Source organism: Acinetobacter minutum (genome assembly GCF_035916735.1).
Classification (GTDB): domain Bacteria; phylum Pseudomonadota; class Gammaproteobacteria; order Pseudomonadales; family Moraxellaceae; genus Acinetobacter.
This window is the reverse complement of record NZ_JAQIHG010000011.1, coordinates 58,876-79,989: the sequence shown is the minus strand read 5'-3', so window position 1 is coordinate 79,989 and position 21,114 is coordinate 58,876. Positions and strand designations below refer to the sequence as shown.

General features: G+C 46.8%; 20 protein-coding genes and 1 pseudogene. 14 read left to right on the top strand and 7 right to left on the bottom strand.

Translation table 11 applies throughout. The annotated features are described in order from the left end of the window. The first annotated feature begins 67 nt into the window (after window positions 1–67). The gene (locus tag PAE54_RS06620; RefSeq protein WP_326518857.1) at window positions 68–1,132 is read left to right on the top strand and encodes a DUF2971 domain-containing protein; all 1,065 of its coding nucleotides are present in this window, start codon (window positions 68–70) and stop codon (window positions 1,130–1,132) included. Between the two features lie 23 nt (window positions 1,133–1,155). On the opposite strand, the gene paaI is transcribed toward PAE54_RS06620, so the two are convergent. The 3 genes from paaI to PAE54_RS06605 form a co-directional block, all read right to left on the bottom strand. Then, window positions 1,156–1,548, bottom strand: coding sequence for a hydroxyphenylacetyl-CoA thioesterase PaaI (gene paaI, locus PAE54_RS06615; RefSeq protein ID WP_273777005.1), 393 nt, complete (start codon window positions 1,546–1,548; stop codon window positions 1,156–1,158). A 127-nt stretch (window positions 1,549–1,675) separates the two neighbouring features. Then, the gene (gene uraH, locus PAE54_RS06610) at window positions 1,676–2,074 is read right to left on the bottom strand and encodes a hydroxyisourate hydrolase (protein WP_326518856.1); all 399 of its coding nucleotides are present in this window, start codon (window positions 2,072–2,074) and stop codon (window positions 1,676–1,678) included. A gap of 12 nt (window positions 2,075–2,086) precedes the next feature. Continuing rightward, window positions 2,087–2,587 carry a GlcG/HbpS family heme-binding protein gene (locus PAE54_RS06605; RefSeq protein WP_326518855.1) on the bottom strand — a complete coding sequence of 167 codons (501 nt, stop codon included), beginning with the start codon at window positions 2,585–2,587 and terminating at the stop codon, window positions 2,087–2,089. 119 nt (window positions 2,588–2,706) lie between these two features. Between PAE54_RS06605 and PAE54_RS06600 the strand changes: the two genes are divergently transcribed. Together PAE54_RS06600 and PAE54_RS06595 are read left to right on the top strand one after the other, a co-directional pair. Then, window positions 2,707–3,378, top strand: a complete 672-nt coding sequence (locus PAE54_RS06600) for a heavy metal response regulator transcription factor (protein WP_326518854.1) — start codon at window positions 2,707–2,709, stop codon at window positions 3,376–3,378. Next, the gene (locus tag PAE54_RS06595; RefSeq protein WP_326518853.1) at window positions 3,375–4,751 is read left to right on the top strand and encodes a heavy metal sensor histidine kinase; all 1,377 of its coding nucleotides are present in this window, start codon (window positions 3,375–3,377) and stop codon (window positions 4,749–4,751) included. The genes PAE54_RS06600 and PAE54_RS06595 overlap by 4 nt, the downstream gene beginning before the upstream one ends. A 9-nt stretch (window positions 4,752–4,760) precedes the next feature. Here PAE54_RS06595 and PAE54_RS06590 read toward each other — a convergent pair whose 3' ends face one another. Further along, window positions 4,761–5,546, bottom strand: coding sequence for an rRNA large subunit pseudouridine synthase E (locus tag PAE54_RS06590; protein ID WP_326518852.1), 786 nt, complete (start codon window positions 5,544–5,546; stop codon window positions 4,761–4,763). Window positions 5,547–5,745: 199 nt separating this feature from the next. On the opposite strand from PAE54_RS06590, the gene icd reads away from it, so the two are divergent. Further along, window positions 5,746–6,999: an NADP-dependent isocitrate dehydrogenase gene (gene icd, locus PAE54_RS06585; RefSeq protein ID WP_326518851.1), complete on the top strand. Its 1,254-nt coding sequence runs from the start codon at window positions 5,746–5,748 to the stop codon at window positions 6,997–6,999. Between the two features lie 59 nt (window positions 7,000–7,058). On the opposite strand, the pseudogene PAE54_RS06580 reads toward icd, so the two are convergent. Further along, window positions 7,059–7,635 (bottom strand): annotated as a pseudogene (locus PAE54_RS06580) (flavin reductase family protein). Window positions 7,636–7,765: 130 nt separating this feature from the next. Here PAE54_RS06580 and PAE54_RS06575 point away from each other — a divergent pair. Together PAE54_RS06575 and PAE54_RS06570 are read left to right on the top strand one after the other, a co-directional pair. After that, complete coding sequence (locus tag PAE54_RS06575) at window positions 7,766–8,569, top strand: PhzF family phenazine biosynthesis protein (protein ID WP_326518850.1); 804 nt, start codon at window positions 7,766–7,768, stop codon at window positions 8,567–8,569. Between the two features lie 135 nt (window positions 8,570–8,704). Beyond that, window positions 8,705–11,476 carry a M16 family metallopeptidase gene (locus PAE54_RS06570; RefSeq protein ID WP_326518849.1) on the top strand — a complete coding sequence of 924 codons (2,772 nt, stop codon included), beginning with the start codon at window positions 8,705–8,707 and terminating at the stop codon, window positions 11,474–11,476. A 34-nt stretch (window positions 11,477–11,510) separates the two neighbouring features. Here the strand turns inward: PAE54_RS06570 and PAE54_RS06565 are convergent, their stop codons facing one another. Continuing rightward, the gene (locus tag PAE54_RS06565; RefSeq protein WP_273776990.1) at window positions 11,511–11,906 is read right to left on the bottom strand and encodes a DUF3144 domain-containing protein; all 396 of its coding nucleotides are present in this window, start codon (window positions 11,904–11,906) and stop codon (window positions 11,511–11,513) included. 105 nt (window positions 11,907–12,011) lie between these two features. Here PAE54_RS06565 and PAE54_RS06560 point away from each other — a divergent pair, with 105 nt between their 5' ends. From PAE54_RS06560 to rapA, 8 genes are all read left to right on the top strand, one after another. After that, entirely contained in the window at window positions 12,012–12,647 is a 636-nt protein-coding gene (locus PAE54_RS06560; protein ID WP_326518848.1) for a hypothetical protein, read from the top strand. A 45-nt stretch (window positions 12,648–12,692) separates the two neighbouring features. Beyond that, window positions 12,693–13,121: a YqaA family protein gene (locus tag PAE54_RS06555; RefSeq protein WP_326518847.1), complete on the top strand. Its 429-nt coding sequence runs from the start codon at window positions 12,693–12,695 to the stop codon at window positions 13,119–13,121. Window positions 13,122–13,286: 165 nt separating this feature from the next. Continuing rightward, window positions 13,287–13,904, top strand: a complete 618-nt coding sequence (gene thiE, locus PAE54_RS06550; RefSeq protein ID WP_326518846.1) for a thiamine phosphate synthase — start codon at window positions 13,287–13,289, stop codon at window positions 13,902–13,904. A gap of 47 nt (window positions 13,905–13,951) precedes the next feature. Next, complete coding sequence (gene hemL, locus PAE54_RS06545; protein ID WP_326518845.1) at window positions 13,952–15,250, top strand: glutamate-1-semialdehyde 2,1-aminomutase; 1,299 nt, start codon at window positions 13,952–13,954, stop codon at window positions 15,248–15,250. 85 nt (window positions 15,251–15,335) lie between these two features. Next, on the top strand, window positions 15,336–15,752 hold the full coding sequence (locus PAE54_RS06540) for a GlcG/HbpS family heme-binding protein (RefSeq protein ID WP_273776984.1): 417 nt from the start codon (window positions 15,336–15,338) through the stop codon (window positions 15,750–15,752). Between the two features lie 146 nt (window positions 15,753–15,898). Beyond that, on the top strand, window positions 15,899–16,609 hold the full coding sequence (locus PAE54_RS06535) for a phosphopantetheine-binding protein (protein WP_273776983.1): 711 nt from the start codon (window positions 15,899–15,901) through the stop codon (window positions 16,607–16,609). Window positions 16,610–16,736: 127 nt separating this feature from the next. Further along, window positions 16,737–17,381: an RluA family pseudouridine synthase gene (locus PAE54_RS06530; protein ID WP_273776982.1), complete on the top strand. Its 645-nt coding sequence runs from the start codon at window positions 16,737–16,739 to the stop codon at window positions 17,379–17,381. A gap of 141 nt (window positions 17,382–17,522) precedes the next feature. Beyond that, window positions 17,523–20,360 carry an RNA polymerase-associated protein RapA gene (gene rapA / locus PAE54_RS06525; protein WP_273776980.1) on the top strand — a complete coding sequence of 946 codons (2,838 nt, stop codon included), beginning with the start codon at window positions 17,523–17,525 and terminating at the stop codon, window positions 20,358–20,360. Window positions 20,361–20,408: 48 nt separating this feature from the next. On the opposite strand, the gene fabR is transcribed toward rapA, so the two are convergent. Further along, on the bottom strand, window positions 20,409–21,035 hold the full coding sequence (fabR, locus tag PAE54_RS06520; RefSeq protein ID WP_442784385.1) for an HTH-type transcriptional repressor FabR: 627 nt from the start codon (window positions 21,033–21,035) through the stop codon (window positions 20,409–20,411). Between the last annotated feature and the right edge of the window lie 79 nt (window positions 21,036–21,114).

Genomic DNA, 21,114 nt, shown 5'->3' with positions numbered 1-21,114 from the left:
TTAAAGTGAAAAAACCGATGTTAAAGACATCGGTTTTTTGTTATAAACAGAAAAAAGTTAGTAAAGTATGAAAGTATACAAATATAGATATGGTACACAGCGTGATTTAAATTCTTTGAAAGATGATTATTTTTATGCTCCGCATCCATCCAGATTAAATGATCCCTTTGAAAATTTATTCTTAGAGGATCAGATTCATCACCAAATCGAATTATTAGAAAAAACATATGCTCAAGATGTTGCTAATTTAAAAGATTGTGTGAATAACCTTTGTAATAAGATCCGTGAAAAAGTTGGCATTTATTCATTGAGTAAAACAGCTATGCATGAGTTGCTTTGGGCCTATTATGCAGATTCTCATGCAGGTTTTTGTATTGAATATGATTTAGAAAAACTAATGGAGTGGACATCCTCTAGTATATCACTTGATGTTATGTATCAAGATGTTGCCCCAAAATTGGATTTAAAAAAACTTCTTAATAATGATAATAAGAGTTTTCAAAAATTACTTCAGTATACGTCAGGTACTAAATCAACAAGCTGGGCACACGAACAAGAAATTAGAATTGTTACGGATAATTATGGAAGAGTACAGTATGACTTTCGAGCAGTAAAAGCAATTTATTTCGGTTTGCGCATGCCTAAGACTATACAAGATTTGTCATCTCAAAATGAGGAACTTCCTGAGACTGCTGCAAAAGTATGTCAAGAACAAGTGATGGAAGAATTGCAAGGCAGAGGAATCAAGTATTACCAAATCGAACTTGAACCTAATAGTTATAGGTTTAACTGCATTGAGATTGAGGATTTATATAAGGACGGAACTAAATATAAAGACACTTTAAAATTCATCGATAAATCGTGTATTGATTATAATGGTTATGCTTGGGATGTTTCGTCAGATTATTTCGACAAAGTTGCCGAAATTATTAGACGAGATCCTTACTTCGATTATTTAAATTCTATAGCGATATCTACATATCAATCTGAAATAAGAAATGAGCCGATAATATTTGCAAGTTTTTATAAGAATAAGGAGGATATTATCCCAATTAAAAGATATTTCAATTTAGATGAAATAGATAACGTGTATAGGAGATTGGGTTTAAATGAGAAAAGCCCACTTTCATGAGCTTTAAAAAAACAAAATAACGATTACTTAACAATCAAACGCGAAGTTCCACGAAACTCAGCAACAACCTGCTGTTTCTGATTGCTGATGGTAATGTCATAAATTCCACTACGGCCACTACTGGCTTTATGTTCAGCTTTCGCGGTTAAGGTATCGCCCAATAAGCCGGGTTTTAAATAATTAATACTGCAATGCTGGCCGACCGCCGGATGTTCACCACTATTACAGGCAATTGCAAAAGCCGCATCCGCTAGTGCAAAAATGACTGCGCCATGACAGGTTTGATGGCCCTGTAAATGCTGTTCAGTCACTTTCAGTTCAACTTGCGCCGTATTGTGTTGATGTGAAACCAGATGGGCTCCCAATTGCTGCATTAACATGTCCTGATTAAACATCTGGTTGACGGGCTGATCCATAGCAAAACTCCTTTTTAGATACGTTTTATTTTAAATTAATTATAATTTGAATCATAAATAGCATTATAGATCCGAAATGGCAAGATAAAAGAAAGCCCAGTTGCGGGCCTTCTGAGTTTAGACAAGATTAATTGCCCCGATAAGTTGAATAACCATAGGGGCTGAGCAGTAGTGGAATATGGTAGTGATTGACTGAACCATCCACGGTAAAAATGACCGGAACTTCCGGAAAGAAAGTCTTTTGCTGACGTTGTTGGAACCAGTCTCCGGTTTTAAAGGTCACTTTATATTGCCCTTTGGCAAATGCTTTATTTTCTGGGAAAAGCCCGCTAATCCTGCCCTGTGCATTGGTTTTTGCCTGTGCAATCTGCACCCATTGACCCTGTTGCTGTTCTTCTAAGGTCACTTTTACCTCAGCTGAAGGCAAGCCATTTTCCAGGTTCAGGACATGCACACTTAATGGATTCTGCGCCAGCGTATAACTGGAAAGAAGCAGACCGGCGGTTGCGAACAGTAATTTTTTCATGATTTATCCTTTTTAGCGTTGAGAGTTCTCAAGGGTTTTAAGCATTTGACCAACTGCATGTTGTGCACAGGCATGATCCTGTACCGAACCGCCTGCACCTGCGACGCCTACGGCACCCAGCAGCTGGTTTTTATACAAAAGCGGGACGCCACCTCCAAGCAGCAGGAGTTCAGGCAGTGTATTCAGGTTGGTGGCATCCGGATTTTTCTGAGCAGAACGCATAAAATCCAAGGTGCTGGTTTTCGTGGAATAGGCAGTGAAAGCCTTGCGTTGCGCTGCAATCAGATTATGCGGGCCAACACTTTCGTGTCGCTGGCTGGCCAGAACATTACCGCCTTGATCAAGGACCACCACCGCAGCAGGTTTACTTTTTTCAATACAGGTTTGCATGACCTGCTGTGCCAACTGATTGGGAAGTTTTAAATCAAGAATATAGGCTGTAGCCGGCGTCGCCCAGACTGGCTGCACTAACAGGCCACTAGAGAGGGCAAGGCTGAAAAGTAATTTCTTCATTATGCGTTGAGATAAACTAAAATGATGCGACTAGCTTAAATTCTCTCAAGCCTCGACAAGATGATAATCAGATTACAGCTTTGTCATCTTTCTTCTGGCGATACAGGCTAGACTAGGTTATGCATATTTTGATTGTTGAAGATGAAGCCAAAATTGCCAGTTTTCTGGCCAAAGGCTTAACAGAGTCCGGTTATTTCTGTTCGATTGCGCAAGATGGTGTGCAGGCTTTGCTTTGTCTAAAAGAATGCCATTTTGACTTGGTGATTCTGGATGTGATGTTGCCTGAACTAGATGGCTGGCAGGTTCTTAGAACCCTGAGAACTTTTACTAAAGTGCCTGTACTGATGCTGACTGCAAAAGATCATGTACTGGATCGGGTGAAAGGCTTGGAATTGGGGGCGGACGATTATCTGGTCAAACCCTTTTCGTATATTGAATTATTGGCCCGGGTTAAAAGTCTTTTGCGTCGTAGTGGGCAGATGGAAAATGAAAGCTATCAGGTCGCGAATTTGTGTTTGCATCGTGTGCAACATACGGTGCATCGTGACCAACTCAAGATTGAGCTGACCCAAAAAGAATTTGCCTTGTTACAGTTGCTGATGCAGCATCGTGGTGAAGTGCTGACCCGAGCACAAATCGCTTCAGCTGTCTGGAATATTAATTTTGATACCGACACCAATGTGGTGGATGTCGCGATTCGCCGGTTACGTGGCAAAATAGATGACCATTTTCAGCCGAAACTGATTCATACCATTCGCGGTCTGGGCTATAAACTGGATGTATTGCCATGAAGTTTTGGCGAAATTTAAGTTTAATTGCACGGCTCAGCTGGATCTTTGGCCTGATTTGCTGTGTGGTGTTTGGCTGTATCGGTGTGTTGTCTTACCAGCAGATGCAGCGCATCGTGGCTGAACAACAGGATCAGGCTTTAAAAGCACGACTGGAACGGATTGAGCTGTTTTTACAAGACCAGCAAAGCTTCCAGATCTTAATTGCGCATCCTGAACTGTATGAAAATATGTTGGGGCAGGAAGATAATCTGTTGATGCTGAAAAATGCACAGCAGACCCTGATCTCGATCAATCCCTTACAAATTCAATTACCGCCTTTGCCCATAAGTCCAGAAATCATTTACCTGAATAATCAACCGAACAATGCCACGACCCGGCTGGCCTATAAAACCGTGTTGTTCCAGCAACAGCCCTATCTGCTGTTGGCAGGTAAACAGCTAGATGAAGGTGATCAGATCCTGAATGCTTATTTGGGTCGGCTGGTACTATTGAGTCTGTTGGGTATTATCTTGGCTACATTACTTGCACGCTGGGCGGGGCAATATTTGTTGCGCTCGTTGAATGCGTTGGTGCTACAAACGCAAACGATTCGTCATCCCGAACGTGGTAAGCGGCTGGATATTGCCAGTTCGACACTGGAAGTAGAACAGTTACGTCTGGCCATGAATGAAATGCTGGCAAAAATTCAGGCCAGTTATGAACAGTTGGCGCGTTTTTCCGAAGATATTGCGCATGAATTGCGTACTCCCTTGAATAACCTGATGGGGCAAACCCAGATTATGCTGATGCAGCCGCGGCAAACGCAGGAGCTGGAACAGCTGTTAGATTCGCATCTGGAAGAATATGAACGCCTCAAACACATGATTGATAACATGCTGTTTATTGCGCGTGCTGAACAGAGCACTGTGCCGCTAGAGCGGGTGCCGTTTCATGTCGCAAGCGTGGTTGCGGAGGTGGTGGAGTATTTTGCCTTTCTGGCTGAAGAGCGTCAGATGCAGATTGATGTCCAGATCACCCCGGATTTACAACTCAGCGCCCATCCCGATCTTTTCAAGCGAGCCTTATCCAACCTGTTGATGAATGCCATTGATTATGGCCCATGGGGCGGAAAAATCCTGCTGTGCGCACAGCAGAGTGAAACAGACATTCACGTTGAGGTGCTGACCGAAGGCATTACGATTCCGGAAAACCATCTCGCACATCTCTTTGAACGTTTTTACCAGGTGGATCGTAGTCGGCACAGCAAAGCGCAGACGGGAGGCTTAGGGCTGGCGATTGTGGCTTCGATTATGCAGTTACATCACGGTCAGGCGACCGTGATGAACCAGGCACAAGGTGTGGTGTTTCGCTTAACGTTTCCCAAGACGGTGTAAGCGAAAGGATTAGCGAGGACGACGGCCGCGACTTTTGGTGTTGGGGCGGGTTGTACCGTTGGTCTTGCGACGCGGTTTTTCGCTTTCATCCATCTGCCAGATGCGCTTGGTGCCAGACGATTTTTTCTTTTCACCTTCTTTGGTTTTCTTTTGGTGCAGTGGCTTGCCACCTGTACTGCCCGGTTTTTTCACATAAGAACGCGAGCGATAGGGTTGTTCTGCTGGCACATCTTTAAAGTCTGGGTAAAGCAAAGGTTCAATTTCTTTCTGCTCGCCAGGTTGCAATCCCATTTGTACCAAATCAATGGAACCGATTTTGGTGCGGATCAGACGTAAAGTCGGGAAGCCGACAGTAGCTGTCATGCGGCGCACTTGGCGGTTACGACCTTCACAAATCTGGATTTCCACCCAAGAGGTTGGCACGCTGGCACGGTAGCGTACAGGTGGATGACGTTCCCATAACCAGGTCGGCTCATCCACTTTGTGTGCGCGTGCAGGCAGCGTCATACCATCATTGAGTTCGATACCTTTGCGCAACTGCTCAAGAGCTTCTTCGGTAATTTCACCTTCGACCTGAGCCAGATAGGTCTTGTATTTTTTGCTGGCCGGATTGGTAATAAACTGATTCAGTCCGCCGTGATCCGTTAAAAACATTAATCCTTCTGAATCCAAATCCAGACGACCGGCAATACGCAAGTCAGGATCGTGAATAAAATGCGAGAGCGTCAAATGCTTTTCATCTTCACGAAATTGCGACATGACGTCGAAGGGCTTGTTAAATAGAACGATTTTCATGAAAAATTGCAACTTTAGTCTGTAAAAAATAAGTAAATAGCGAGGATGGATTCATTGGAAAAATGATCATATTTTCCACAAAAATCACCTCAAGAATTCATTTGCTCTAAGATAAAACGCGTATACAAAAGATAAAAGTATATTCCTAAAAATAAGCCTACATTTATAATTTGCCAGCGCCATGAGGAGAACCTGCACAATGGGTTATCAGAAGATCGTAGTACCAGCGGACGGTGAAAAAATTACAGTAAACGCTGACTTATCCCTTAATATACCCAACCATCCAATCATCCCGTTCATTGAAGGCGATGGGATTGGTGTTGATATTACACCAGCAATGAAGGCTGTTGTCGATGCAGCCGTGTTGAAAGCCTATGGTAGCAAACGTTCGATCGAATGGATGGAAGTATATTGCGGTGAAAAAGCAAATACCATCTATGGCAGCTATATGCCGGAAGAAACATTTGAGGCTCTGCGTGAATTTGTGGTTTCGATCAAGGGGCCTTTAACCACGCCAGTCGGTGGCGGGATCCGTTCTCTGAACGTGGCGTTGCGTCAAGAATTGGATCTTTATGTCTGTGTACGTCCGGTGCGCTGGTTTGAGGGCGTACCTTCACCGGTGCAGCATCCCGAATTGACCGACATGGTGATTTTCCGTGAAAACTCGGAAGATATCTATGCCGGGATTGAGTGGAAAGCCGATTCTGAAGAAGCGAAAAAAGTCATCAAATTTTTAAAAGAAGAAATGGGTGTCACCAAGATCCGTTTTGAGGAGAACTGCGGCATTGGCATTAAGCCGGTCTCGAAAGAAGGCACGCAGCGTCTGGTGCGTAAAGCCATCCAGTTCGCAATCGACAATGACAAGCCTTCTGTAACCTTGGTGCATAAAGGCAACATCATGAAGTACACCGAAGGGGCGTTTAAAGAGTGGGGTTATGAAATAGCACTGGAACGTTTTGGTGGCGAGCTGCTTGATGGTGGTCCCTGGGTCAAGATTAAAAATCCTAAAACCGGCAAGGACATTATCATTAAAGATGTGATCGCAGATGCCTTTTTGCAGCAAATCCTGATGCGTCCGGCAGATTACTCAGTGATTGCAACACTGAACCTGAACGGTGACTATATTTCCGATGCACTCGCGGCTGAAGTTGGCGGGATCGGGATTGCACCCGGTGCCAATATTGGCGGGGCTATCGCCATGTATGAAGCCACGCACGGTACTGCACCAAAATATGCGGGGCAGGACAAGGTCAACCCGGGTTCGATCATCCTGTCTGCGGAAATGATGCTGCGTGACATGGGCTGGACCGAAGCAGCGGATTTGATCATCAAAGGGATATCGGGAGCGATTGCAGCAAAAACCGTGACCTATGACTTTGAACGTCTGATGCCAGATGCAACCTTGTTGCGTTGTTCCGAATTTGGCCAGGCGATTATCAACAATATGGAATAATGTTCCCATTGGTAATCCAGTCAAAACCCGCGTTGACCGTGGGTTTTGTCTTTGAGAGATCAGCGTGTGACTGCATTTTTGGCGCTGACAGGTTCACCAATCGTATAAAAATGTCCACCCGCGACATGATGCAGGCTGCGCCATTCCGGCGCGGCATCCTGAAAATGCCAGTGTCCATGATGGAACACCCGGTCATCCGCAAAAGCTGCCACCACACGACCCATAAACAGATCGTGGTTTTGCTGGTTGTGCGGTTCAGGAATCAGTTGACATAACAGCCAAGCCGAGCAATCCTGCACGACTGGAATGTGCTCGAAGCCTTCAAACTGGAATAAACGGACTCCACTCTGCTTGAGTTTGTCGGGAAGATCATACAAGCTGTGCGTTCCCAAATGGTACAGTATCTCCAGCTGTTTTAAGGTCGCTACTTGCAAGGCAAAGTAACCGGACTGTTCAATCAGGCTGCGGGTTTTGCAGCTTTTATCCAGTACCACGCTGACTTTGGCTGGAGAAAATTCGACGGCACAGGCCCAAGATGCTGCCATTACATCACGTTCATCACACAAGAACAGTCGGTCCGTGATTGATTAAACGATATGATTTTTCGAGTTCAACCGGCTGTAGATGGGCAAACATAACGATTCATTCTTCTGGAAAATGTCATGTTTTGTATTATAAAAGAAGCCCAATCCTGCTGCCTAGCATAGGCGAAAACCCGATGCTCCGTTGGGATAGAACGGCATGAACATGAAGAGAGAACAGTCATATGAAGATGTATCAGGTTGATGCGTTTACCCGCAATCTGTTTCAGGGCAATCCTGCCGCCGTGTTGATCACACCAGAATGGCTGGACGAATCTTTGATGCAGAACATTGCCATGGAAAATAACCTTTCCGAAACGGCTTTTGTCAAAATTATCGATGCTGAAAACTATGCCATTCGCTGGTTTACACCGACCAGTGAAGTCGATTTTTGTGGGCATGCCACTTTGGCCAGCAGTTTTGTGCTGTTTCAGGACTATACCGCTGCATCTCAGATCCATTTTCATGTGGCTGACTTGGGCGTGTTTCATATTACGCAAGCGCAGGATGGCAAGATCCAGATGAATTTTCCGGTACGTATGCCGTATCGTGTGGAAGATTATCCCAAAGCCTTGACGCAAGCGCTGGGACTGGATCATCTCGTTGAAGTGTATACAAACAGTCAGGCCTTTATTGTGTTGTGTGAGGATGCCGAAACCGTAGAACAGCTACAGCCGGACATGCGCTTGATCGAACAGATTGGCCAAGACTATGCACGCAGTGTAGCTGTCACTGCACCTGGCCGGGCTCCTTATGACTGTGTCAGCCGTTATTTTGCTCCGCATCAGGGGATTCCTGAAGATCCGGTGACCGGTTCTTTGCATACCGGTGTCGCTGCACTATGGGCGGAAAAGTTGCAGAAGCCGCGTATTCTGGCCTATCAGGCGTCCAAACGTGGTGGTGAGTTGGAGTGTTGTTTACAGGCCGATGGACGTATCGAAATTTCTGGCTATGCCAAAATGTATATGCGCGCCGAGTTGCTGTTATAAAAACAGATCTTTTCTCCGTATCACCCGTGTGTATGCTAGGCTGTATTTGCAAAACTCTACTATTTAAAAATAGCCTGATTTTTTATTATAAAACTCGATAACGGTTTGAAATCCTCAAAGAAAATTGGAACGATTATGTTGATGCGGTTCAAGCAACTTACCCTTGCTATGTGCGTGATGGCGGTCAGTGCCGTCTCAGGTGCAGAAGTCGTCTTGGTGAAAAGCCAGCAGAATATTGAAGAATACAAGCTGGACAACGGCTTCCGAGTCATTCTTGCGCCGAATGAAAAAGAAAATAAAGTGTTTATGAACACGGTGTACTTCACGGGTGCATTAAATGATCCAAAGGGTAAAGGGGGCTTGGCTCATTTGCTGGAACATCTGGCGTTTAAAGGCAGTGTCAATGTCAAAGGGGATGAATTTCAGCGCCGTCTGGATCAATACACCTTGATGACCAATGCCAGCACGGATTATTACTCGACCAAATACACCAACATTGTTCGCCCGGATGCGAAAGCGCTGAATGAGATCATCTATCTTGAGTCCGAGCGCATGGACAAACTGGTACTGCAACAGAAGTTTGTACCCAGCGAAATTGAGATTGTTAAACGCGAACGTGAAATCCGCTTGGATCAGCCTTTTGCTGTGCTGATTGATCAGATGTGGAAATCGGCCTATGGCAACCAGTCATTAGGACGGTTGCCGATTGGTGACCTAGCCGAGTTGAAATCCATCAAGATGCCGGAACTGCAACGCTTCTACCGGACTTGGTATGCGCCGAATAACGCGGTGATGGTGATTTCCGGTAAATTCGATAAGGCTCAGGTGCTCAAACAGATCGACCAACACTTTAGTTCGATTCCTGCACGTCCGGTTCCTGCACAACCGAAGGTGGCAGCGCTGGATGTCAGCCAGATCAAGCAGCGTCAGTTTGTGGTGAAAAAGGGCAGTGATCTGGCCAGATTCCACATTTATATGGATGGCCAGAATAAACAGTTACAGCCGATTTTGGCTTTAACGCCGTATTTGTATACCATGCAGCCGAGTGGGCATTTGTATCAAGGGATGGTGGAAACAGGACTGAGCACTCAGGTACAGGCCACTACCTGGTCAGAAAAGGATTTTAATCTGGTTTTTCTCGGCGCAATTTATGCACCGAACCATGATGCCCAAAAAGTCGAGCAAGGCCTGACTCAGGGTGTGGAGCAGAATGCACCGTTTACTGAAACGGAATTGAAACGGGTGAAAAACCTGATTCAGAATGATCATGACAGTTTGCTCACCAATGCGGTGGCCGTGGGAAGCATGTTGAGTGATTATGTGGTGACGGAGGACGGCAACTGGTCGCAGTATTTTGCTGATCAGCAGCGCATCCAGCAGTTGAGTTTGTCTGAAGTGAACCAGCAGCTTGATGCATTCCTGAATGCCAAGCATCGCATCACCGGTGATATTCAACCGACTCCTGAAGCACAAAAAAAGGCGGTGCAGCAAAAGGCCTTACCAAGCAAAAAATTGGCTAGCCAGCAAACGCCGTCACAAGCGTTAAAAGATCCGAATATCTATCGCCAGGAAGTGCAGCAGTTTGTGACGGCCTCTCAGCAACTGTTAGACACGACTGAACAAAAAATCCAGCGCGGTCAGCTGAAAAATGGCCTGCGTTATGCATTGTTTCCAACTTCGACGCGTGACAATAAAACCTATGCCACGCTGACCGTGGATTTTGGTAATGCGCAATCCCTGTTTAAACAGGGGGAAGTACTGGATTTGATGGCCTATTTGTTGCTACGCGGTACAGATCAGCACAGCTTGCAAGAAATTGCCGACCGTTCGATTGCGGCAGGCGGTGAAGCAACCGCTGAAGCCAGCGGGAACGGGGTGACCATTCGCATCCAGGCGAAAAAAGAGCAGTTTGCCGATTATTTCAATTTTGTGCTTGGACTGATGAAGCAACCGAGCTTTGAGCAATCCCAGTTTGACCTGATTAAGGCACAAAGTCTGGCCAGCCTGAACCGGCCTTATACAGAGCCAGAAACCGTGGCAGCACTGACCATGGCACGTCAGCTGGAAATCTATCAGCCCGGGGATTTACGTTATCACTTTGAACCTGAATGGGCCAAACAGCAATTGAATGAGTCTACTCAAGCCAAGGTCAAACAGCTCTATCAGCAGTTTTTTGCCATGAACCATGCGCAAATCGCCATTACCGGCGAGTTTGATCCAGCCAGTATGCAAAAAACTTTGGAACAGCAGTTGGGACAATGGAATTCTCAGCAGGCTTTCAGCAAAGTGGTACCGGAATATCGCAGCTATCCTGCCCAGCAGTTACATGTGCTGTCCGAACAGCGCGAGTTTGGCAATTATCAAAGTATGCTGAGTATGCCGGTCGGCATCTATCATGCAGATGCACCGGCCTTGCTGGTACTGAGCCATATTTTAGGCAATTCACAACTGTCTTCCCGTCTGGCGCAGGAGCTACGCGAGAAAAACGCGCTGGTGTATGGTTTTGGCAGTCAGCTGGAACTGGATGCGCATCAGGATGTCGGGGCTTTGATGATTGAAGCCAACTACACCGCAGGCAAAGCGGCACAGGTGAGCCAGGCGGTGCATAGAGTCTTGAAAGATTTATTGGCCAGTGGTGTGACCGAGCAGGAATTGGAAGCCGCAAAAGCCGACATCATGAAACAGCGTGTCACCTCCCTTGAAGATGAACGCTCGATTCACCGTATGCTCAACAGCCAGCTTGAGCTGGGTAAAACGCTGGCCCATCGTGCGGAGCGTGACCAGCAAATTGCCAAACTGACCAAGGTAGATCTGGATCGTGTCATCCAGAAATATCTGAAACCGGAACAGTTGGTCGAGGTAATGGCCGACCAGTATGGACAGCCTGTGCCAAAACAAAAGTCGTAAAAAAAGCCCCATTAGGGGCTTTTCTTTTGAGCGATTAATGCTCGTGATCGTGGTCATGTTTGTGCAGATGAAATTCTTCGTTTTTACGGAAACGCAGGTAGTTATCAAACTGCTCGCAGTATTCATCGTAATTGTCTTCGAGCATCATCTGGAACTGCTGAACCAAATAGGCCATGACCTGATCTTTGGCATCCAGCATTTCCTTGCCATCTTTAAAATTGTTGGCAGCCACCCAAGTATTAAAACGTGCTGTTGCAAACAGCATGGCCGCGCTCACTTGTCCACGTAACTCGGCTGGATTCGGCTGCTGTCCGGGTTGAGGACGGCAAAATTCATTGGCCTGTTTGATAAATCCATCAGCACGTTCAAAAAAAACAGCATTGAGCGCTTCTTCTTCAGTGACATCCGTTGCTTCAATTTTTTGAGACATGGCAATTTTCCAACGCAAGAATAAGGCTCTATTATAGGCAAAGCCTTGCAGAAACTGAACCTATGCCGTAGTCTAAAAATAGCCTAAGTATGTGGGGATGCACCAATGCAAGATGCAATTGCGGTACAAAGTCTGAAAAGTGACATTGCCTTATTGCGACAGAATATCTGGCCTCCCGTGCAGTTGGCGCATGTGGAAGGATTGCCGATCTATTATGGCCAGAAGCATGAGGTCGATGCCTACTATCGACAATGGCAGGGACTGATTGAACGGGCTCAGGATCTGTTTCAACCCTTTATGGAAGATGAAGTGCTGGATGCCGTGCATTTGCCCAGCCATCTGAATCTGCCGCTGTTTTATTTTCATGTCGATCGCATCCGGATTAATAAAACCCGCGCCAAAGAATCCAAAACCTTTCGGGGTATCGCCAGTCTGCTCGAGAAATGTGGCCAGTTTGAACCGGAACAGGTACAGGCGATGAGCCAGTGGTTGCACAGTGATGATACGGCTGCACTAGTGGCACATCGTGAATTTATTGATTTGCGCACCTATGTCTTTCAGCATGGGCAGAGTGAGTACACGCGTACCCGGTTTTATGTCAACGGGATTGTGCTGAGTGTGGAGCCACATTTTCAGCTGGTGGATGCCCGCGATAAACCGCGTAAACAGCGCAGTGACAGTTATAGCGATCCCTTGGCGGACAACAATACCTGGAAAGTCTATGGTAAATATCGTGGCTAATCGGTTGGATGCGCCTACTTTAAATCAACCGAATCGAACACACGCATGATTCTGTTTATTCTGTTTCTCAGTGCCTTTGGCGCCGCGACCTTATTGCCATTACAGTCTGAAGCCGTACTGGTTTCAAGCCTGCATTACTCAGGCTATGCACCTTGGCTGCTGATTTTGGTCGCGTCGGTGGGCAATATTCTCGGTTCAACAGTCAACTGGTATCTGGGGCGTTCATTGCTGCGCTTTCAGCACGAACGTTGGTTTGCTTTTTCGCCCCAGCAAATTGCCAAGAGCCAAGCGCTGTATGCCAAGTATGGTTCGGGTTTGCTATTGCTGAGTTGGGTACCGGTGATTGGTGATCCTTTGACCTTGATTGCCGGATTTTTAAAAGAATCCTGGTGGCGTTTTCTGATTTTGGTCAGCATTGCCAAAGTATCACGCTATCTGGTGTTGTATCTGGGCTATCGCGGTATTATGGGCTGAAGAGATCCTGAAAGAATGTGCTGATCATCCGTGGATGGTTTTCTCATTTAAATGTGGAAGAAAAACACGCGAATCCTTATAAAATAAACGTAAGAGGAGAGAGCATGAGCCTGATTTTGCTATACTCGCGAGGTCTTTTGTATTTCTGTCGGTAGGCGAGGAATTATGCGCGGTTTATATCTGATCACCAATGATCATCCGATTGATCTGTTACTGGAAAAACTCCAGGCTGCGCTCGCAACCGGCCATGTGGCGATCTTGCAATATCGTCGCAAAAAAGTATCGCTACCTGATCAGCCCGCTGAAATCGAACGCATTCAGCAGCTCTGTCAGCAGTATCAGGTGCCTTTTTTGATTAATGACAACCTGCAACTGGCGGAGCAATTCGGGCTGGGTGTGCATTTGGGACAAACGGATGGCGAAATTTATGAAGCCAGATCCCGTTTGCCAGCAGATGCCATCATTGGGCGAACCTGTGCCAACTCGATTGCACTGGCAGAACAGGCGGTACAGGATGGCGCGAGTTACGTGGCTTTTGGTGCCATCTATGCAACAGCAACCAAGCCTGAAGCGGGTCATATCGGCCTTGAAACGCTAAAAGCCGCCCGTCCACAGTTTGATCTGCCGATTTGTGCGATTGGTGGTCTCACGGTGGAAAATTCCGGGGTGGTGGTGCAAAGCGGTGCAGACCTGTGTGCTGTGATTAGTGATATTCTGGCGTTGCCCACCCCTGAGATTCCTGCACGTGTGCAGGCCTGGGCCAATTTATTTACCCAAAACTAAGCCAGATTTGATCGTTGTTTAGAATTTAAAATCAGTTGAGACTTCCCATGAGTTTATCTGCAAAGCAAGAACAGTTATTTAAACAGGCCAATAAACATATTCCAGGTGGCGTCAATTCTCCTGTACGTGCCTTTAACGGGGTAGGTGGTACACCGGTCTTTATCAAAAAAGCCCAAGGTGCCTACTTGTGGGATGAAGATGACAAGCGCTATGTAGATTATGTGGGTTCATGGGGGCCGATGATTTTAGGTCATGCGCATCCTGCGATTATCAAGGCCGTGCAGGAAGCGGCGCAGGACGGTTTGAGCTTTGGTGCACCAACCGTACATGAAACTACCTTGGCCGATATTATCTGCGAAATCATGCCATCGATTGAACTGGTGCGTATGACCAACTCGGGGACTGAAGCGACCATGACCGCGATTCGTCTGGCGCGTGGTTACACGGGCCGTGACAAGATCGTGAAATTTGAAGGCTGTTACCATGGCCATTCGGATTCTTTATTGGTGAAAGCCGGTTCTGGACTCTTGACCAGTGGCGAAGGCGAAGCGACTTCAGCAGGTGTACCGGCTGATTTTGCCAAACATACTCTGACTTTGCCGTATAACGATATTGCCACTTTAAAAGAATGTTTTGCCAAATTCGGTCATGAAATTGCCGGAGTGATTGTTGAGCCTGTCGCAGGCAACATGAACCTGGTGAAACCGGTAGAAGGCTTCCTGCAAGCGATTCGTGAGGTCTGTGATGAATACAAATCGGTGTTTATTATCGATGAAGTGATGACTGGCTTCCGTGTCGCTTTGGGCGGCGCGCAGGCACATTATAATGTCAAACCGGACTTGACCACTTTGGGTAAAATTATCGGTGCAGGTTTGCCAGTCGGCGCTTTCGGTGGTAAACGTGAAATCATGCAGTGTATTGCACCACTGGGTAAGGTGTATCAGGCAGGAACCCTGTCCGGTAACCCGTTGGCGATGCGTGCCGGTATTGAAATGTTCAAGCATTTACGTGCCCCGGGCTTCTATGAAAACCTTTCTGCGCAATTGGAAAAATTGTTGAGCGGATTACAGGCCGCGGCTGATGAAGTGGGCATTCCGTTCAAAACCCAGCAGGCGGGTGCGATGTTTGGTTTGTATTTTACCGATCAAGAGGACATTACCAGTTTTGATTCCATGCTGGCTTGCGATGTGGAAGCATTTAAGAAATTCTTCCATGGTATGTTGCAGCGTGGTGTGAATTTTGCTCCTTCTGCCTTTGAAGCCGGCTTTATCTCCTCTGCCCACAGTGATGAAGATATTGCTTTTACCATTCAGGCTGCGCGTGAAACCTTTGCTGAAATGAAATAATCCGGCAGGAATCCAAAAGCCCAGTCTCTGGGCTTTTTTCGTGTCGACCTAATTGAATTCGCATTGATGATATAGAGAAGAAACAATGAAAACCAAAGCCTATTTAACCGAGCAGGATGCTGAGCAATTGCTGCAGTTGGCTGTTGATTACGCCAAACAGAAAAACTGGAATGTCAGTATTGCACTGGTCGATGATTCGGGCTGTCTGCTGGCGATGAAACGTCTGGATGGTGCATCTCCAATGACGGCCAATCTGGCGGTAGAAAAAGCACGCTGTTCAGCACTCAGCCGGATTCCTTCACAAGTGTTGGAAAGCCTGATTCAAAAAGGTCAGATTGGTTTTGTGACCATGCAAAGCTTCTCGGGAATGCTCGAAGGTGGTGAACCGATTCTTTATCAAGGTCAAGTCATCGGGGCATTTGGTGTTTCCGGCGTTAAATCCTATGAAGATGCAGAAATTGCCCAAGTTGCGATTGCCCAGTTTTTGGCGGCTCAAGATTAAACGGTAGAGTGACATGTTGATCCCTATTTTATCGGATCAGCCGCAACATAAACCCGCTCGTGCTTTGCAAGGCGAGGAAATTTTGCCAAGGGTCAGTTGTCTGACCTGAATGTATTGTCTGTAGATTACAGTTGTTTGGAATGACCATGTTGTATGCCTTACCTAAAAAAATCCAGCTCACACCCAGTCAGGCCAAATGGTCGATTCAGTCCTCCCGTAGTGTATTGATCCTGCTGAATCTAAACGCATTGGAACAGTTATCAGGCTGGGCTGAAAGCGATTTGGCGGTGCATCTGCAGCGTCTGCTAAAAAAAGCCCAGGCGCTGGAAATCCCTGTACTTTCGATTAACAGTGACCAGCCAGAAAAAGAACTGATGGCGTTGGGGCAATATTTAGCTGCTGACAGTCAACTGGTCTTGGCCGGCCAGATGGATGGCTTGTTTAATCAGGTGTTAAGACATGTGCATAGTGTGACAGAGCAGGTCTGTGTGGTGGATGACGCAGTTTTGGCCAGTAGCGTCGAGCAGCATATCCAGTGGATTGATTCGATGAGTCAGCAACAGATTCATCATATGAATACTTATAGTCTGACTCGTCTCTGGTCCCTGAGTGCACCTGCTGAACAGATTCTATCCGAAAAGGGCATTTTGTTGGCCGTGGCGGAACAGCTGGATTTACACCCGATGGAAATAGATCTAGCGACTGATTTACGTGAGTATGGTCTAGACTCAGTGGCCATGGTAACTCTGATTGGCCTATGGCGTGCCAACGGAGCGAATATTAGCTATGAGGATTTTTTGCAGCGTCCAAACTTGCAGGCGTTACTGCAACAATTGCCATTGCATCCGCAGCGTTAAAGTCGAGTCATGCTTTTTGGTGAAAAGCAGAAAAACTTGAGCAGATTTGCTGATTTTGCATTGTAATTCTGGGCTAAGATTTTTATTATTGCCGGCTCGTTTTCGAAATCACCTTTGGAATAGAACATTGCCTAATTTTCTAACCGAACACCTGATTCATCGTGATGAAGACTTTATGGTGATCCATAAACCCTCTGGTATCCTCAGCGTGCCCGGCAAAGGTGAAGACCTGCAAGACAGTGTGTTAACCCGTCTTGTCGCTTTAGAACCCAAAACCTTATTAATTCATCGTCTGGATCGGGATACCTCAGGTATTCTGGTTTTTGGTCTCACCCGTTTGGGACAGAACCGAATTTCCCGCCAGTTTCAGGAACGCCAGACCGAGAAAACCTACCACGCTCTGGTGGCGGGGCATTTGACCGGTGAAGGAACCATCGATGTTCCTGTGGTCTATGATCCGACACGGCCCCCCCTGCATATCGCGGATCCGACCGCAGCGAAACCGGCATTGACCCATTGGCAGGCAATTGAGCATTTTACTCTGCACGATCAGCCAGTCACCCGTGTCAAGCTGACGCCGATTACCGGACGCTCGCATCAGTTGCGTGTGCATATGCAGTATTTAGGTCATCCGATTGTAGGAGATACCTTGTATGCTCAGCCTGAGCAGCAGGAATTGACGCCCCGTTTATGTTTACATGCGGAACAGTTAAGTTTCGCACATCCTCAGAGCGATGAAATGCTGAACTTTTACTGTGCAGCGCCGTTTTAATGTAACAACCATTTTATGATGACTGAATCTACTCACTTTTCATGAGTGGTTGTGTCAAAATAGAATGCTGAAAAAAGACTACACCGTGCAACGTGTACGTACCGTCTGAATGATCAGATGTAGTCCTAACTTAAGATAAAGGTGGAAAAATTGCAGCAATTTGCTATTGGTCAGCGTTGGCTATCAGATACAGAAACGGAACTCGGTCTAGGGGTTCTTATTGATGTGGATGAGCGTTCCATCAGCATTTTATTCCCCAAAAGTGATGAAACCCGGGTCTATGCCCGCAATAATGCACCTTTATCGCGAATTATCTTTAACCCGCAAGATGAAGTCCACGATCAGGAAGGCAACCTGTGGATGGTCGAGTCACTCGAAGAGCAGCAGGGCGTGGTCCGTTATCATGTGGTGCGTACACTTGAAGATGGTGAACAGGAACGTAAGGCCCTGAATGAAACCCGGATTGGCGCACAAATCCAGTTATCCAAACCGCTCGACCGTCTGTTGGCCAGCCAGATCGATTATAAAGAATGGTATGACCTGCGTATTGAGGCCATGCAAATGCAGGCCCAGATGCAGACCAGTCCGTTACGCGGTCTGGTTGGACCACGCGTCGGTTTGATTCCTCATCAGCTGTATATCGCGCATGAAGTGGGTAAGCGTTTTGCACCGCGTGTGCTTTTGGCCGATGAAGTTGGCTTGGGTAAAACCATTGAAGCGGGTCTGATCATTCACCAGCAACTGAAAACCGGCCGTGCTGAACGCGTACTGATTTTGGTACCGGATTCACTGCAATATCAGTGGATGATTGAAATGCGTCGCCGTTTCAATCTGCAGTTCTCGATTTTTGATTTGGTGCGTACCGCAGCCATTAAGGAACACGATCCGGAACAGAATCCGTTCCTGACCGAGCAATGTATCCTGGCCAGTGTCGATCTGATGATTGACCATGAGGACTTGCGTGAGCAGGCCGTTGAAGCCGGCTTTGATCTGCTGGTGGTGGATGAAGCGCATCACTTGATGTGGAACGAAGAGGACGGTGGCAATGACCGCTATGACCTGGTAGAAGAGTTGGCTCAACTGACTCCGGGTGTATTGTTACTGACTGCAACTCCAGAGCAGCTCGGGGTGGAAAGTCATTTTGCCCGTCTACGTTTGCTCGATCCGCAACGTTTTAGCTCGTTAGACCGCTTCCTGGATGAAGAAGAACAATACCAACACACGGCAAAAATTGCTGAAGTGTTGATGTCTGACCAGCCTCTGAGCGAACAGCATTTGGCAGCTTTGGAAGGTTTGTTGGGTCATCGTATTGAAGACCAGCCAGAACAGCGTTTCCGTGCGATTCATGAATTGTTGGATCGTCATGGAACAGGCCGTATCCTGTTCCGTAATACCCGTGAAGCGATTCAGGGATTCCCGGGGCGTGACTGTCAGCCTGCGCCACTGCCGGCGCCAGAAAACTGGTCGAAAGACGGCAAAATGCGCGAGCAGATGTGGCCAGAAGAATCGCAGCTTGATGGCTCATGGATGCAGACTGATCCGCGTGTGCCATGGCTAATGGACATCCTGCGCAAAGAACTCAAGCATAAAAAAGTCTTGTTGATTGCCCGTAGTGGACCTGTAGTGGAAGCATTGGAAAATGCCTTGCGCTTGCATGCCGGTATCCGTACTGCCATGTTCCATGAAGGCATGAGTCTGTTGGAACGTGATCAGGCGGCTGCATACTTTGCAGAAGAAAGTTATGGTGCACAAATCCTGCTCTGTTCTGAAATTGGTTCAGAAGGGCGTAACTTCCAGTTTGCTTCGGATCTGATCCTGTTTGATTTACCTGCCAATCCAGATGTGCTCGAGCAGCGTATTGGCCGTCTGGACCGTATTGGTCAGCAAAACCGTATCCAGATTCATGTGCCTTATCTGATTGGAACTGCGCAAGAACGCATGTTCCGCTGGTACAACGAAGCTTTGAACATTTTCAGTAATATTTCACCAACGGCGCAGACCTTGCAGGAAAACTTTATTGTCGATCTGAAAGACTGTCTGTTGTCTGATCAAGGTCAGGTGTTTGAAGATTTACTGGAAGAAGTGAATACTCAGCGTCAGGCACTTGAAGTCGAACTGCAGGCTGGACGTGACCGTTTGCTCGAATACAACTCATGCCGTCCTGTGGTAGCGCAAGAAATTGTGCAGGCACTGGAAGATTATGATGACAACACCCTGTTGCCGATGTTTGTTAAACGCTTCATGGCCGCCACCAATATCGATTTTGATGAGCAAAGCAATGGTACGGTAATCATCAAGCCGACCGACCAGATGCAGGTGCAAGGTCTGACGCTGGATGAAGAAGGCATGACTGCGACCTTTTATCGTGATCAGGCTCAGATTCGTGAAGATGCACAATATCTCACCCTTGAGCATCCATTTATCGAAAGCGTCATGGAAATGATGCAAACCCAGGCCTTTGGCAGTACCAATGTTGCACTGCTCAAATCCAATGCCTTGAAACAAGGGACCGTGCTGCTTGAAGTCTGGTTTAAGGTTGATGTGATCGCACCGAGAGCCTTGAATCTACCGGCCAGCTTGCCACAACAGTTGATTCGTGTCTTGCTCAGTGAAAATGGTCAGGATCTCTCTGCTAAAATCGATCCAACCATTTTGAAACCGTACTTGCATCATTTAGATGGCAATAGCTGCCGTCAGGTGGTAAAAGCACGCCGAGAAGTGATCGAACAACGATATACACAGGCACTGGAAATTGCACGCGGTTCATTGGATGGTCTGAAACAGCAGGCGAAAGAGATCTATGGCAGCAAGTGGCAATATGAAATCGATCGTTTGAACTATCTGAAACAGTTCAACCCGAGCATTCGTCAGGATGAAATTGACCGTTTACAAAAGCTGCAACAAGAAGGTCTGAGCCTGTTAAACGGTTTAGCCGTGACACCGGAAGCCATTCAGGTTCTGGTGGTGGTTAAACCATAATACTGCAGAGCATAAAAAAGCGCCTTCGGGCGCTTTTTGTTATCGCGTTTAAGCGTTTGGTTCCTCATGTAAATGACGTGCGCCTTCCAGAATCATGCGGATCATCATCATGGTTTGTTCTGCCACGACTCGACGTTCATTTTGATCCAGATCAATCACTTTGGCACCCATATGGAAGACCAGTTGGGTAATGGCTTTGGCAGCCAGTTCTGGACGATACAGTTTATTGTTGTGCAGTTGCTCCAAGCGAACCAAATCTTCTTGTAATTCTTGCTGAAAAAAATTCAGTTGGCGTTCCACTGCCTGTTTGTAGGAGGAAGAGCCTGTATACCCTTCACGCAGCAATAAACTCAGGTTGCCTTCATCAGCATCCAGTTGTTGCAGGAAAATTTCCACCGAACTGCGAATAATGCTGTTCTGTTTAGTCGCTTCCAAACGTGCTTCACGAATAATTTGACGCAGAACAATGCCGGCACGATCGATCAGGGCAATAGCCAGTTCATCAACATCTTTGAAATGGCGATAAAAACTATTGGGTGCAATGCCGGCTTCACGTGCAACTTCACGCAGGCTGAGTGAAGCGATACTTTTTTCTGGACCAATCAGGTTCAATGCCGCCTGAAACAATTCTTCTTTCGTGATCGTGGCTTTACGGCCCACACTGCGTGTAGGCATTTTCTCAAGGACATTCAGGTTGTCTTGAGCACGAATATCAATGCTGTTGTGAACGGTAGAAGAGGACGGCATAGTTTTC